The sequence below is a fragment of the Rhodococcus sp. 1168 genome (assembly GCF_002091955.1).
Classification (GTDB): Bacteria; Actinomycetota; Actinomycetes; order Mycobacteriales; family Mycobacteriaceae; genus Rhodococcoides.
In genome coordinates this window covers 19,236-32,918 of sequence record NZ_MKKY01000028.1, presented here as the reverse complement: position 1 = coordinate 32,918, position 13,683 = coordinate 19,236, and the positions used below count along the sequence as shown (strand labels likewise).

Sequence of the window (13,683 nt, the reverse complement as noted above, 5' to 3'; positions counted from 1 at the left end):
GGCTCTTCCGGTTTTAGAGTGCATCGAGTGCGCGGGTGAGGTTGCCGCAGTGCAGTAGTGATCGGATGCGGTAGTGCGTGAGGTTGCGGAATCCGAGAGCGTTGCGCCGCAACGCTTCCAATCTGCCGTTGATCGCTTCGGTCGGCCCGTTCGACGCCCGGTGGGTGAAGTAGGCGAGAATGTCCACCCGCCTTCGGTGCAGGGTCCGCCCGAGTTGGGCGAGCTCCTCGAGACCGTCCGGGACGCCGGTGCGGATGGTGTCGATCAATCGAGTGAGAATCCGGTGCCCCTGCTTCGGGTCGGGGTGGGCGTACGCGGCGATCAACCGTTGATACACCGCCCACGTCACCTCCACCGGAGTGTGGTTCGGGTCGGCGAACGTTGCTGCAAGCCTGCCTTTCTGACGATCCGACAGCAACACCTCCCTCGTTCGCAGGGTGCGCCTCGTCCGATACAGCGGGTCACCGGTCCGGCCCCCGTGCCCGCAGGTGTCCTGCTGCACTCGCTGGCGGCACAAGTCCAGTGTCGTTCCGGCGAGGGCGACGACGTGGAACGGGTCCATCACCGTCACCGCATCGGGGACGCTGCCGGTGGCGGCGCTCTTGTAGCCGCGAACCCGTCCATCGCCACCACCTCGATCCCCGCTCGAAAAGAGTCGGTGCGCTGTGCGAGCCACCCCGTCAGCGCCGCCGCCGAACGCCCCGGTACCAGGTCGAGCAACCGCGCCGGGCCGGTTCCGTCGACGACCGGCGTCAGGTCGACGATGACCGTCACGAACCCACCACCAGCAGCGTGTCGGGTGTGCGCCCACCTGTGTTCGTCGACCCCGATCACCCGCACACCGTCGAAGCGGGTGGTGTCGGCGGCCACCACAGTGGTGGTGGCGTCGACGGCGATCGCGTTGACGGTGTCCCACGACAGGCCGAGTTCGCGGGCCACGGCGGCGACGGTGGTGCGGTCGAGGATCAACCTCCGCAGGACGTACCTCGCGCAGCGGCGGGTGGTGGACCACCCGGCCCTCGCGAGGCGGTCGGTGTTGTGGCAGAACACTTCCCGGCCACAGGATGTGTTCGTGCACCGGTAGCGGGGAACACGTACCCGTAGCTGCAGCGGGTGCCCTACCACCGGAACATCGTTCACTCTGCGTTCGATCCGGTCACGGTACTTCCCGACCATGTCGCAGCCGGGGCAACAGCCGGCCGCGGTGGTGATCAGGTCGCAGAACACGATCGTGGTGTCGCCGTCGATCGCAGCGTCGCGGATGGTGACGCCGAGTTCGACGGTGCGGATGATCGTGTCGGCTACGGCAGAAGCGGAAACAGTCGTATTCTCGGACACAGGGCTCCCCGGTGGGTCGTGACGAGTTGGCGTGAGAACCCTCATCATCGGCCTCCGGGAGCCCGCCTCACCGCAGCGACACGACCCCACCGACCGGGTTTACCGCGCCCTCACCTGCACTCCATTTCCGGAAGAACCCGTAATGCCTGATGCTGAGTTCAGTATGGACACTCGACCGGAGCCTGCGGGTCGGGATCGTTTATTCAGAATAGGCGAGATAGATCGATTCACCGACCATCGCCGGTCGTTCGACTCCACGGATATCGATCCGCACGGCAACTCTGTACTGCACTCCACCGTCTTCGCGTACTCGCGCCGAAAGAACTTGTGCGGCGAGTCGAACGCTCGAACCCACCGGTACTGGGTTCGTAAACCGAATCCTGTCGACGCCGTAATTGGTGCCTCGTACTTGATCCGTTACGGTCAGCAGTTGTCCGATCATTCGGGGAAGAAGCGCCAGGGTAAGGTAGCCATGTGCAATCGTCCTCCCGAACGGTCCAGATGCCGCCCGGCTCTCGTCGACGTGGATCCACTGGTGGTCATCGGTTGCATCGGCAAAAATATCGACACGACTTTGCTCGACCGAGAGCCATTCGCTAAAACCTAGATCCAAATTTTCAACTTTCGCGAGTTCAGAAACGGTGACGTGTAGAGCAGTCACGAAGGGACCTCCAAAGTTCGGCACGAGCAATCGAATAGGGGTGAGTTTCCGCTCAGAGGATTCGCACAGCCTACGCCAACCGTGCTCTGCCGTGTGGGCGAAATGGATACTGACACAACACTCTTGCTTCTCGCTCGTGATGACGAAATGGGAAATTCAGACGTAGCCGAAATACAGTCCGGGAACCCCGGAATTGATTTCACACTATCGAGTTCGTCCGCGACCTGATCTCCGATTTCGTCATCATGAGCGTGAATATCGGCAGCCTTTTCAGGCGTCGCGAAGCTCCCGACGGAGGAGTTTCCCGCTGGAGTTCTTGGGAAGTTCGTCGAGAATGACGACCTGCCGGGGGTACTTGTACGCAGCCATGCGAGATTTACAGAATTCGATCAGCTCGGCGGAAGTGATCACTGCGCCAACTGTCAGCGAGACGAATGCCTTGACGGTCTCCCCACGATATTCGTCGGGAACGCCGATCACTGAGGCCTCCCGTACCGCAGGATGCTCATAGAGAACCTCTTCGACGTCACGCGGGAACACTTTGTATCCACCTGCGATGATCATGTCCTTCAGTCGGTCTACGACGAACAACCAACCCTCCTTGGTTGTCTTGCCGATGTCGCCGGTATGCAACCAGCCGTTACGGATCGCCGCGGCGGACTCGTCGGGGAGTTGCCAGTAACCCGGCACCACCATCGGGCCAGAGACCACGATCTCACCAAGCTCACCAGGTCCGAGGTCGCGGCCGTCCAAAGTGTCGACTATTCGAACGTCCGCACCCGGCACTGGCACTCCAACCGACAACGCTCCACTGGCGGAATCCACCGGCGGATCCATATCAGGCGGACCCAGATGAGTGGGAGAGGTGGTCTCCGTCATGCCGTAGGCACCATGAAGAACCCACCCGATGGAGTCCTGCACACGTCTGACGAGTGCCTGGCCGACGGGAGCGCCCCCCGACGGAGTCTTGGTCATCGACGTCAGATCGAAACTGTCTTTGGACGGGTGGTTGCTGAGCGCGATGAAAGCGGTACTCGCGGCAAGCATGAACGTGCCACGATAGGTATCGATGGCGCGAAGCGTCTCGCCCGCGTCGAACCTGTGGAGGAGAACCAGCGGCGCACCACTGACAATGTGCGCACCGAATCCCGCGACCAGACCACTGATATGAAAGACCGGCGCAAGACCGATGATGACGTCCTGCCCGGGCTGCAGATCCCACCACTCGGTGAACACAGTCGAACTGTGCATCATTGCGCTCTGAAGATTCATCGCGCCTTTGGACCTCCCGGTCGTGCCGGATGTGTAAGTCAGCACGGCAATGTCTGATTGGACAACGTTCTCCGGAATGAGCGGACGTCCCGCAAAGTCCGCCATGATGGCCATCCAATCCATCGTGTCGGGGAAAGTCTGCCGCGGCCCGACGTGTGCAGCGATCGACTCCGGAACTACTGCATCCGGTGTCATGTCCAATGGATGGGTCGTCACGAAAATCTCGACCGCGGATCCGTCACGAACCTGGGCTACAACATCGACGTACAAACTGTCTAGACAGATCAGCGCACGGGCGCCCGAGTCCGCGAGGTGATGCTGTAGTTCCGCCGCGCGCAACATTGGGTTGACAGCAACCGGCACAACGCCGATCCTCCACGCGGCAAGGAGGGCAACCAGCCACTGTGGATCATTCTGTAGGTAGATCGCGAGCCGGTCCTTCGGCTCCAGGCCTGCGGCCTTGAGTGCGGAGCCGAGCGCATCTGCTGCCTCATCGATATCCCTGAAAGCCAGGGTTGATCCCAAATAGTGCACGGCAGGCGCGCCCGGCCGCGACGCAACGGACGAAGCCCACGCTTCAGGCAGCGTCGAAAAGTGAGCTTTGAAATCCTGATTCATTTGTTTTGGGTAGTAGGCTGACCACGTCTGCTTTGAACGGATTCCGGTCGCGCTCTCATCGATATGTTTCACTTTTTCCCTATTTTTCGTCGACAAAATCAATAGTTTCTGGGTTGGTATCGAATTCGATCTGGTGCCGATATCCGACCAGGTTCAGGGCATACTGAACGTAGTCGCGGGCGATGTCCTCGGCGGAGACAGAACTACATTCCCTGAACCATTGGCACAATCCCGTGCACAACATGGTGACGGCGCGTCCTGCCTGTTGCGGCGAATTGACTGTGAAGACGCCTGCCTGCATTCCCAGCGCGATCTCTTCGTCCACCATCCGTTGCTGAGCCAAGCGGGACGAAGTGAGCCGAGACCGGTGTACACCGGTCATGCTGCGCGTTTCACTGGCACCGACGAAGCCGAGATCGCGGCGATGAGTATGGAACAACGCCAAGCACTCGACAATCAACGCAAAGCGTTCGACCGGAGTCGCGCCCTCGTTTCGTGCATCCGTGGACCGTGCCAGAAGGTCTTCCATGGCGAGATCCAGCAGCGCAGCGAGGACATCTTGTTTGCTTGAGTAGTGGTGGTAGACACCTGCCACCGACATCCCTGCCAGGCCGGCTATCTCTCGCATTGTCGCGCCATGAAAGCCGACATCGACGAATAGTCTCAATGCAGCAGACAGAATGGGATCGATTTCGAGCGGACTGTACGTTCGCCAACCGTTGTGAACGGAGGCCGGTTCCGGCTTGCGCACGGGATGGGCATTCAGAGTCGGGAGCTCATCGGCTGGAACGAGCGTCGAAGGCTGGATTCCGAGGACCCCTGCAATCTGAGCAAGTCGAACCGTAGTGAGACCGGTGTGCCCGTTCTCGACGGCACTGAGTGTCGCTGCACTGACACCGAGTTCCCTGGCGAGATCGCGGAGCGACATTTCACGTAGCTTTCGCTGTACTCGCACCCGAGCACCGATCTCGGATCGAAGCGCATCCGTAGCGATGCGAGTCGCGTCCCGTTCGAGTGGACGCGATTGGGCGGTGTCAGTCCTGGTAATCGGCATTGTGGAGACTCTCCTCCTGATGAATGCGGAACTCGACATCAGTCATGCACCCCTCCAGACGGCCTCTCGCTTCTCGATGAACGCACATGCACCTTCTCGGGAATCGCTCGACGAATAGACAGGATCGGTAATGACTTTCATGTCGCGGGAGTACTCTTCCACCGTACGACCTTGGGTGAGGTCCAGAAGATCCTTACTGCCGATGACAGAAAGTGGCGCATTCCCTGCGATCTTCGCGGCCATTTCTTCAGCCACGATCCGAGCTCGTCCGCGGTCGACGAGTCGGGTGATCATCCCGAGTTCGTAGGCACGATCGGCAGTCATCGGATCACCGGTGAAGAGTAGTTCGGCCGCCGCTTGCCGCGAGATCAAGCGCTGCACCCTCGAAGCGCCATACCACGCAATCAGGCCGACCTTCGACTCCGGAAATGCAAGCTTGCTGCCCTGCGCAGCCACGATGAGATCGCAGCGAAGCGCCAGTTCCAGACCCCCTGCCATCGCGAAACCCTCGATCGCCGCGATCAACGGCATTCGGGCACCGTTCTGGAAAAACTCGATCAGCGAAGCGGGTACACCGTTTCGGGTGTACTCGGCCAAGTCCATCCCAGAACTGAACCCACGTCCTGCACCCGTCAAAACGAGAGCTCGAACGTCCGGATCCGCATCGAGTTGCGATACGGCCTCACAGAGCTGATCTGAAAGCTCCTCGTTCAAAGCGTTCCTGCTGTCCGGTCGATTCAACACGATGGTCGCAACCGCGCCGGATCGTTCTACCGCGATGGGCTTTGTCATGAGGCACCAATTTCCATTGCTGCATCGACATCTGCGGGAATCTCGTCAGTGCCGAAGCAATGCTGCAGGACGGTATGCATGTCCGCGTCAGCGTGCGAAAGCTCGGCGACCAAAGCCCCGTCCCGCATCACAAGAACTCGGTCGCTGACACGAACTGTCTCGCTCAAGTCGGACGAGATGATTATTACTGCTCGACCTTCTGCTGCGAGCGATCGCATCAACGCATGGATCTCTTCCTGCGTCCCTACGTCGATGCCCTGGGTGGGCTCATCGAAGATCAGGACTTCGGCATCGGTTTGCAACCACTTGCCGATCACGACCTTTTGTTGGTTGCCGCCGGACAGCTGGCTGATCTTCGACTCGCCACTCGGTGCTTTGATCGAGAGAGTCTTGGCTGCATCCGTGTACGCCGCGCGCTCGCGTGAGCGTGAAATGAAACCGACCGAGGCAAATCTACCGATTGCCGCCAGGCTCAGATTCTCTCGCAGCGTCATCGACATCACGGCGGCCTGACCTCGTCGATCCTCGGGAAGAAGCGCAATACCTGCGGCGATTCCAGCCCGGGGACCATTCAACCGGACTGCCGTTCCGTTTATCTCGAGGGTGCCGGATTCCACGCGATCTGCCCCGAACAACAACCGGGCGAGTTCGGTCCTGCCGGAACCGACCAGTCCGGCCAGGCCTACCACCTCGCCTCGCCGCAGATCGATGTCCACATCGCGCACACGGCCAGCGGTCAACCGACGAGCTTTCATAATCACCTCACCTGGCACCATGTCCTCCGCGCGGACAAGGTCTCGGACGGAACGACCGATGATCATCTCCACCAACACGCTTTGAGACGGCACCTCCTCGATGTCGTACGTCCCCACCAGACGGCCATCGCGCATGACTGTAATGCGGTCGGACAACGACAGCACTTCTTCGAGTCGATGCGAAACATAGATGACACTTCGCCCCTGATCGCGCAGCATCCGTACGAGCTCGAATACCCTTTCGGCCTCTTGCGCACCTAGTGCTGCGGTCGGCTCGTCCATGATCACGATCCGCGCATCGAACAGTAAGGCGCGCCCGATTGCTATCATCTGTTGCTCTGCGGCCGACAGGTCCCGAACCAGCGTCGCCGGGTCGATATTCAGATTGAGCTGGCTCAATATCTCTGCGGTCTCCCGATGCAAGGCCCGCCAGTTGACAAAAATTCTGAGCGTGGAGTGTCCGCCGAAGCCGAGATGCATGTTTTCAGCTACCGACATGTTCGAAATCAAGTTCAGGTCCTGATGGATCACCGCGATCCCAAGATCGGCAGATGTCTTCGCAGAATCGATCGAGACCGGCTTGCCGCCCATCTCGATGGTTCCTGCATCGGGCCGATGGGCTCCTGCAAGGATTTTGATCAAAGTGGACTTGCCCGCGCCATTCTGACCGACCAACGCATGAACCTCGCCCTTCACAATTCCCAGGTCGAAATCCGCGAGAGCACGGACACCCGGGAATCCTTTGGACAGCCCCCGGGCACGGAGCACCTCTTCTGCAGCGGGGGCGCTCATCGCGCCAACAGCTTACGGAATAACCCTGACGTCGCGACTGCGACGATGAGCACGATTCCCTGCGAAGCCGTAGTCCATGCCGGTGACACTCCCAGGAGAACCAGTCCGTTGGAGAGGACCCCTAGGATGAGAACGCCTACAGCTGTTCCGACGATGTGAAACTGGCCCTCCCTCAGGGTAGCGGCACCGATAAAGCATGCCGCGAAAGCCGGGAGCAGGTAGCCGATGCCTGCAGTTGTGTTGCCCGCGTTCAGATTCGAGGCGAGCAGCATGCCTGCAATGGCGCAGGTCACCGAACACACGATGAAGGCAGCGATTCGCACCCGATCCACCCGGATTCCCGAGAGTCGGGCAGCGACCTGATTACCGCCCGATGCGTACATCCTGCGCCCCAGGGTGGTTCTCTCGAGAAGAACATAGATCACCACCAAGACAGCGATCCACATCAGTACCAGGAAGCTGATCGGCCCGATCCCGCCCTGTCCGATGGTCGAGAAGTCGCTCGGCAGTCCGTAGCTGATCTGAGTGCCGTCCCGGTAGTAGAGGAGCCAACCTTGGACGATCTGCCCGACTGCAAGGGTGGCGATGAAAGCAGAGACATTGAGTTTCGTTACGACCAAGCCGTTGGCTGCACCAACTGCAACGCCAAGAGCTATAACAGCGAGCCAGGCCCCCGCAACACCAAATGTCTGTGCGGTCCCGGCAGCGAGCATGCCTGCAGCCGTAGCGACATATCCGATCGATAGATCGAAGTCCGTCAGTACTAGTACAACGGTGAGCCCTGCGGCAAGAATCCCGAGAACGGCGATTGACTGCAACATGTTCTGCAGATTTGTCACAGAGAGAAAGGTGTCGGTCATGATGCTGAAGAAGACGATGAGAAGGACAAGGCCGAGGATTGTGCCGTAGCGACTCAGCAGTGCTCCAGCTGACCTCCCGCCGGAGGCACTGGGGGTAGTCGGTGGGTTGGGAGGCTCGACGGGGGCGGTTGTGCTTCCATCGGCAAGTGTCTGTGGTGTGTTCACGATCGAGTCCTCAAGACTGGTAGTAGATATTCAGGCCCGTGCCCGCAGGGAACTGACCGGGGGGCGGGCAATTGGTTTTCGTAACCATTGGCGCGTCAACGTAGATCGACTCAGCCAGCGCCTTTCCGCCGCCTATAACCTCGGAGATTTGCTGCAGACACACCTGGGTGATCAATTCCATCTCATTGGCGCAGGTGGCCGACATCGGCTCGCCCTCCCGGATTGCGTCGAATGTCTGTAGATTTCCGTCGATGGCGCAGGTAAACACGTCGTCGCGGCCGAGTTGGACGATCTGCTGAGACGCAGCATTTCCCAATTCGTCCCAACCGCCCCAGATGCACTTGAGCTCGCCACCACTTGGATACTTTGTCAGCAAATCAGCAGTTGTCTGCTTGGCATCCGGCACCTGGCCTGGATACTTTACTTCGTGTCGGCTGAGAATCGGAATGTTGTAGTAATCCATCATTGCCGTAACCGCCTTCTCACGAATTAGTGTCGGCGGCAACGATCGGAGATTGATGATGGCAATGCCGCCTCCCCCTTGCGACTGAATACGTTGCGCGATATAGGTTCCGATCCGACAGCCGGAGATCCATTCGTTCGCCGTTACATCGAAGGTGAGGTTGGGTCCGCTTCCTGAGAAGATACCTGCGAAAGGGATATTCTTGGCCGCAAGGGCGGCTCCGCCCTCTTGCAGGAGATTCGGATCGATGACGTTCGAGATGGCGGCGTCATACCCTTGATCTGCCCACAGCTTGAGAGTGTCCGATGCCTTTTTGTAGTCGCCCTGTGTATCGACGACATTGACCTCGAATCCGTTTTCCTCCCCAAGTCGTATCGCCTCGACACGAGCACGATTGTTGGCCTCAGAAGTGAGGTTTATACCCACCATGCCGACCTTTTTTCCTGCCAATGCGTCGTAGTTGCCCGCAGCAAATTCACTACCACCCGAGGCTACGGCTGTACTCGCGACAGTGGCCGGCGGACCGTTCGTCGAACATGCGGCGAGCGCACCGGCACCGACGATTCCCGCAGCGCCGAAAAGTCCGGCCCGCAGTGTTGTTCGTCGCGACAGCAATGGGTTGGCGCGGCGCTCCGCACCGGGTTCGCGTGCACTGGATTTGGACATAGTTCTCTCGTTTCGTCTGTATGTTGGCTCGGCAAACTGCCCGACGTAGGGGCGCCTGCCGAGGCATGTGTAGACATGTCAGTGACTGCGCAGGCATGAGCACGTGCGCGAGAAAGTGGGGAGTCGTAGAAGATCAGCCGGTGTCTTCACGGCGGGATGAAAAGACACCGGGGGCAGCGGTCGGTGTGCTCTGCCAGCCCCCGGCGCCGGTGTTTCGGTCAGCGATCAGCGTCGGAGTACTCGATCAAACCGCGAATGTTCTTGCCGTCGTACATGTCCTGATATGCCTCGTTGATGTCTTCGAGGCGGTAACGCTTGGTGATCATCTCGTCGAGAAGGTACTCACCGTCGTTGTACAGCCTCAGAATCTTCGGGATATCCTCCCTTGTGTTGGCGCTTCCGAAAAGCGCACCCTGAAGTCGCTTTTGCGAGACCGTCATGTCGTTCATGTTGAAAGTTACGTCGCGGTCCGGGCTACTACCGACCGATGTCAACACGGCCGTGCTGTTCTTTCCCAGTACATCGAGCGTCTCGCCGACGATGTTGCCACTGAGGCGGCCAACCGAGATGACCGCTTTGTCGGCCATCCTTCCCCAGGTCATCTCACGAATCGGCTCAGTGGCTTCTTCGAGCGACGCAAAAGTGTGGGTAGCGCCGAATATCTTGGCTTGGTCGCGCTTGAATGGAACTGGATCAATAGCGATCACCCGCTTTGCTCCTGCCGACTTTGCGCCTTGGATGGCATTGACTCCAATGCCACCCGCGCCGACGATGACGACGGTTTCCCCGACCTTGACATCGGCGGCGTACACCGACGAGCCCCACCCCGTGGTGACGCCGCAGCCCACCAGCGCAGCCTTGTCCAGTGGAATCCAGTTGTCCACCTTGATTGCCGACGCCTCATGGACGGTGACATACGGCGAAAAGGTACCAAGCAAGCACATCGGTACCGCGCCCTTCCCCCGGACGTGATGACGGTAGCTGCCGTCGGCAATCGAGTGTCCGGTGAGGAGATCGGCAGCCATGTCACAAACACTGGAGTGCCCAGTCACGCAGGCCGGACACCTACCACATGCTGGAACGAATCCGAGGACGACGTGGTCGCCTTCTTGCAGGCTGGTCACGCCCTTCCCGACCTTCGTCACGATGCCTGCACCCTCGTGTCCTCCGATGTAGGGGAACGAGCTCACCGGAGTATCCCCGGTACGAACATGCTCATCGGAGTGACACAGGCCGGAGGCGGTGAGCTCGACCTGTACTTCCCCAGCGATGGGATCACCGAGTTCCACTTCCTCGATCTCCCACTTCTGGTCCACTCCCCATAACACTGCTGCTTTGGTCTTCACCGTGCTACCTCCTGAACTACTGTTGTTATCGACGACTGTTGTTGGCGATCAACGCTGAATCGATTTGACCTCTAGGAACTCCTCGAGACCGAATTCGCCTGCCTCGCGACCGATTCCGGACTTTTTGTATCCACCGAACGGCGCGGCGGGATTGTACGTGCCACCGTTGACCTCGATCTGACCCGCACGAATCCGCTTGGCGACGGCCAGGGCACGTTCGGGATCCGCTGACCACACGCCGGCGGCGAGCCCGTATTCGCTGTCATTGGCGATTCGGACAGCGTCGTCCTCGTCGTCGTAGCCGATCAACACCAGAACCGGTCCGAAGATCTCTTCGCGCGCGATTGTCATCGCGGGTGATACATCCGAGAACACGGTCGGACGAGCGTAGTAGCCGGGTCCTTCGTACGGGTCGGATCCGCCCTCTACCAGCCGGGCACCTTCGGCGACACCCTGATCGATGTACCGCCGAACGCGGTCGAGTTGAACAGCGCTGACAAGGGGTCCGAGTTCGGTGGACGGATCTGCTGGATCACCTACGACGAAGTTCGCTGCGACCTTGGCAGCCAAGGCCTCGACCTCTGCCAGCTTCTCGCGCGGAACCAGCATTCGTGTCAGTGCCGAGCACGTCTGACCTGAGTTCTGGAAGCACTTCGCCACGCCGTCCGTCACTGCTAGTTCGAGGTCTGCGTCATCGAGAATGACATTGGCGGACTTCCCGCCAAGTTCGAGTGCCACGCGCTTGACACTCGCCGAAGCCAGTTCCGCGACTCGAGTTCCAGCCCGGGTGGATCCGGTGAACGAAACCATGTCGATGCCTGGATGGCTTGCAATAGCTTCGCCGACGGGTACACCGTAGCCGCAAACGATGTTGAATACACCTGCCGGAAAGCCGATTTCGTGGAGAATTTCTGCGAATTTGAGTGTCGACAAGGGCGCGATCTCACTCGGTTTTCCTACGAAGGTGCATCCGGAAATCAAAGCGGGCGATGCTTTGAGAACCATTTGATGAAGCGGGTAGTTCCACGGAGCGATGGCACCGACAACTCCGATTGGCTCACGGACGACCAGGGAGTTGCCGATCGTTCGACCCTCGAACTTGAAGGTCTCGCCTAGCTTTGCGTAGTTCTCGAGGTTGAAAACCGGCAGGCCGACTTGCCAATCCGCAGCTGGCTTGACGGGCATACCCATCTCTTGCGAGATGATCGTGCCGATTTCCTCGGCTCGGGATGCCAGTGCGTCGTGCGCCGTGCGCAGCCACGTCGCCCGCTCACTTGGCGACAACGCGGACCAGGCGGGTAGAGCTGCCTGCGCTGCGGCGACTGCCGCGTCGACATCAGAGGCCGTCCCGGCCGGAACACGTCCGATAACTTCTTCGGTTGCGGGATTGGTTACGTCGATGCTGTCGGCACCGTTGGACGTTACCCATGCTCCGCCGATGTAGTGCTTCGAGAAATTCAACTCACTCTGCATGGTAAAGCCTTTCCTACTGTGTCTGAGGTAGCCGAATGTTCGGATAACCTGAACAAACTCGAAAGCAATTTAGCTATTCCGAGGTTGCATCGAGTCAGGCCCCGAACGGCTACATCATCATGTCCTGTGGTGCGGGTCACTGTCAATACCTCCTTGATTCAGTGCTCAGCTGCCAGTCTTCTGATTTGGTCGTCGAAAACTAGACAAAATTCAAGGTTGACAAAGGATCCGAGCAGGATGCAAAGTTCAGCGTGACACCCGAACGTTCGCTAGGTACTTGACCAACTACGTCGACATTTACCCTGGACACAAGGCGAGGATAGAGATGAAGTCTTACCAACTCTCTGAATACACAGGCCCCCAGGCCCTTTCCATCCACGAGTCCGAGGAAGTAACGGGTTCTGCGGGCGACGTAATAATCGAGGTCCATGCAATCGGAATCAACTTCCCGGATTTACTCATCACCAAAGGCCAATATCAGAACAAACCTGAACTGCCGTTCATCCCAGGTAGCGAAGTGGCCGGAATCGTTCGCAGCTGCCCTCCCAGCTCTTCGCTACAGCCAGGGGACCGGGTTGCAGCGTTTCTTTGGAAAGGTGGATATTCCGAGACTGTTTGTGCCCCAGTCCACGCAGTATTTCGACTACCAGAGGACATGGATTTTGCAGTTGGAGCTGCGACGATCATCAACTATCACACGGTCTATTTCGCGCTCGTACGTCGAGGCCGAATCGAGCCAGGTGAAACGCTCCTAGTCATGGGCGCGGCTGGAGGAATAGGCACCGCGGCCGTACAAGTGGGTGCAGCACTGGGCGCTAAAGTCATTGCAGGAGTTGCGAACGACGAACAGGCCGCCGTCGCGCAGTCCGCTGGAGCCGATTCCGTCTTGATTCTGGACAAGGGGTTCTCTACCAAAGTCCGATCCCTCAACAACGGACGCGGAGTAGATGTGGTGCTTGACCCCCTCGGTGACTGGCTTTTTGGCGAGGCACTACGCACAATGGCGCCCGAAGGCCGCATCTTGGTAACCGGATTTGCTGCCGGCCAGATTCCGCAGCTCGGCATCAATAGGCTACTGCTGAAGAATATTTCCGCGGTAGGCGTAGCCTGGGGTGCATTCCTCGACACGGACGAGAAGCTCATGGAGACAGCGAATACTGCTCTTAGCGCTATGTACGAGCGACGCGAAATTGCACCCGCCATCAAAGAGATATTTACCTTTGAACAGATCCCACAGGCTCTCACAATGCTCGACAATGGTCAGATATCGGGGAAGGCTGTTGTAATTGTCCGACCATAAGTGCGCCTAGCCTCGATCTTTCTTCCTGCTGACGTGGTGGCCTGGTCCGTTCGAGATTGCTGCTTTTGACTGCGTTCACATCGATCGGGCGCGATGTGTCTAATGTGTCTTTCGTATCGTATGGGTGA

The 13,683-nt window shown here is 59.1% G+C and carries 10 protein-coding genes and 1 pseudogene; 1 reads left to right on the top strand and 10 read right to left on the bottom strand.

The window, feature by feature from the left end; translation table 11 throughout:
• Positions 1–13: 13 nt before the first annotated feature.
• The 10 genes and pseudogenes from BJI47_RS03415 to BJI47_RS03370 form a co-directional block, all read right to left on the bottom strand.
• A pseudogene (locus BJI47_RS03415) lies at positions 14–1,338 on the bottom strand (ISL3 family transposase).
• 199 nt (positions 1,339–1,537) lie between these two features.
• A complete protein-coding gene (locus tag BJI47_RS03410; protein WP_088942412.1) occupies positions 1,538–1,999 on the bottom strand; it encodes a MaoC family dehydratase in 462 nt (153 codons plus the stop codon).
• A 270-nt stretch (positions 2,000–2,269) separates the two neighbouring features.
• Positions 2,270–3,889, bottom strand: coding sequence for an AMP-binding protein (locus BJI47_RS03405; protein WP_088942415.1), 1,620 nt, complete (start codon positions 3,887–3,889; stop codon positions 2,270–2,272).
• A 79-nt stretch (positions 3,890–3,968) separates the two neighbouring features.
• The gene (locus BJI47_RS03400) at positions 3,969–4,943 is read right to left on the bottom strand and encodes a TetR family transcriptional regulator (protein ID WP_176224656.1); all 975 of its coding nucleotides are present in this window, start codon (positions 4,941–4,943) and stop codon (positions 3,969–3,971) included.
• A gap of 42 nt (positions 4,944–4,985) precedes the next feature.
• On the bottom strand, positions 4,986–5,735 hold the full coding sequence (locus BJI47_RS03395; RefSeq protein WP_088942410.1) for an enoyl-CoA hydratase-related protein: 750 nt from the start codon (positions 5,733–5,735) through the stop codon (positions 4,986–4,988).
• Complete coding sequence (locus BJI47_RS03390; RefSeq protein ID WP_088942409.1) at positions 5,732–7,282, bottom strand: sugar ABC transporter ATP-binding protein; 1,551 nt, start codon at positions 7,280–7,282, stop codon at positions 5,732–5,734. The genes BJI47_RS03395 and BJI47_RS03390 overlap by 4 nt, the downstream gene beginning before the upstream one ends.
• The gene (locus tag BJI47_RS03385; protein ID WP_088942408.1) at positions 7,279–8,307 is read right to left on the bottom strand and encodes an ABC transporter permease; all 1,029 of its coding nucleotides are present in this window, start codon (positions 8,305–8,307) and stop codon (positions 7,279–7,281) included. The genes BJI47_RS03390 and BJI47_RS03385 overlap by 4 nt, the downstream gene beginning before the upstream one ends.
• 10 nt (positions 8,308–8,317) lie before the next feature.
• Complete coding sequence (locus BJI47_RS03380; RefSeq protein ID WP_088942407.1) at positions 8,318–9,436, bottom strand: substrate-binding domain-containing protein; 1,119 nt, start codon at positions 9,434–9,436, stop codon at positions 8,318–8,320.
• A 218-nt stretch (positions 9,437–9,654) separates the two neighbouring features.
• The gene (locus BJI47_RS03375) at positions 9,655–10,782 is read right to left on the bottom strand and encodes an NDMA-dependent alcohol dehydrogenase (RefSeq protein WP_088942406.1); all 1,128 of its coding nucleotides are present in this window, start codon (positions 10,780–10,782) and stop codon (positions 9,655–9,657) included.
• Positions 10,783–10,830: 48 nt separating this feature from the next.
• Positions 10,831–12,255: an aldehyde dehydrogenase family protein gene (locus BJI47_RS03370; protein ID WP_088942405.1), complete on the bottom strand. Its 1,425-nt coding sequence runs from the start codon at positions 12,253–12,255 to the stop codon at positions 10,831–10,833.
• A 277-nt stretch (positions 12,256–12,532) separates the two neighbouring features.
• On the opposite strand from BJI47_RS03370, the gene BJI47_RS03365 reads away from it, so the two are divergent.
• Entirely contained in the window at positions 12,533–13,555 is a 1,023-nt protein-coding gene (locus BJI47_RS03365) for an NADPH:quinone oxidoreductase family protein (RefSeq protein ID WP_125458648.1), read from the top strand.
• The last annotated feature ends 128 nt before the right edge of the window (positions 13,556–13,683 follow it).

Excerpts from the sequence above, each read along its gene's own strand:
- BJI47_RS03405 (WP_088942415.1), bottom strand. The coding sequence starts at position 3,889 with ATGAATCAGGATTTCAAAGCTCACTTTTCGACGCTGCCTGAAGCGTGG.
- BJI47_RS03380 (WP_088942407.1), bottom strand. The coding sequence starts at position 9,436 with ATGTCCAAATCCAGTGCACGCGAACCCGGTGCGGAGCGCCGCGCCAAC.
- BJI47_RS03395 (WP_088942410.1), bottom strand. The coding sequence starts at position 5,735 with ATGACAAAGCCCATCGCGGTAGAACGATCCGGCGCGGTTGCGACCATC.
- BJI47_RS03400 (WP_176224656.1), bottom strand. The coding sequence starts at position 4,943 with ATGCCGATTACCAGGACTGACACCGCCCAATCGCGTCCACTCGAACGG.
- BJI47_RS03370 (WP_088942405.1), bottom strand. The coding sequence starts at position 12,255 with ATGCAGAGTGAGTTGAATTTCTCGAAGCACTACATCGGCGGAGCATGG.
- BJI47_RS03390 (WP_088942409.1), bottom strand. The coding sequence starts at position 7,282 with ATGAGCGCCCCCGCTGCAGAAGAGGTGCTCCGTGCCCGGGGGCTGTCC.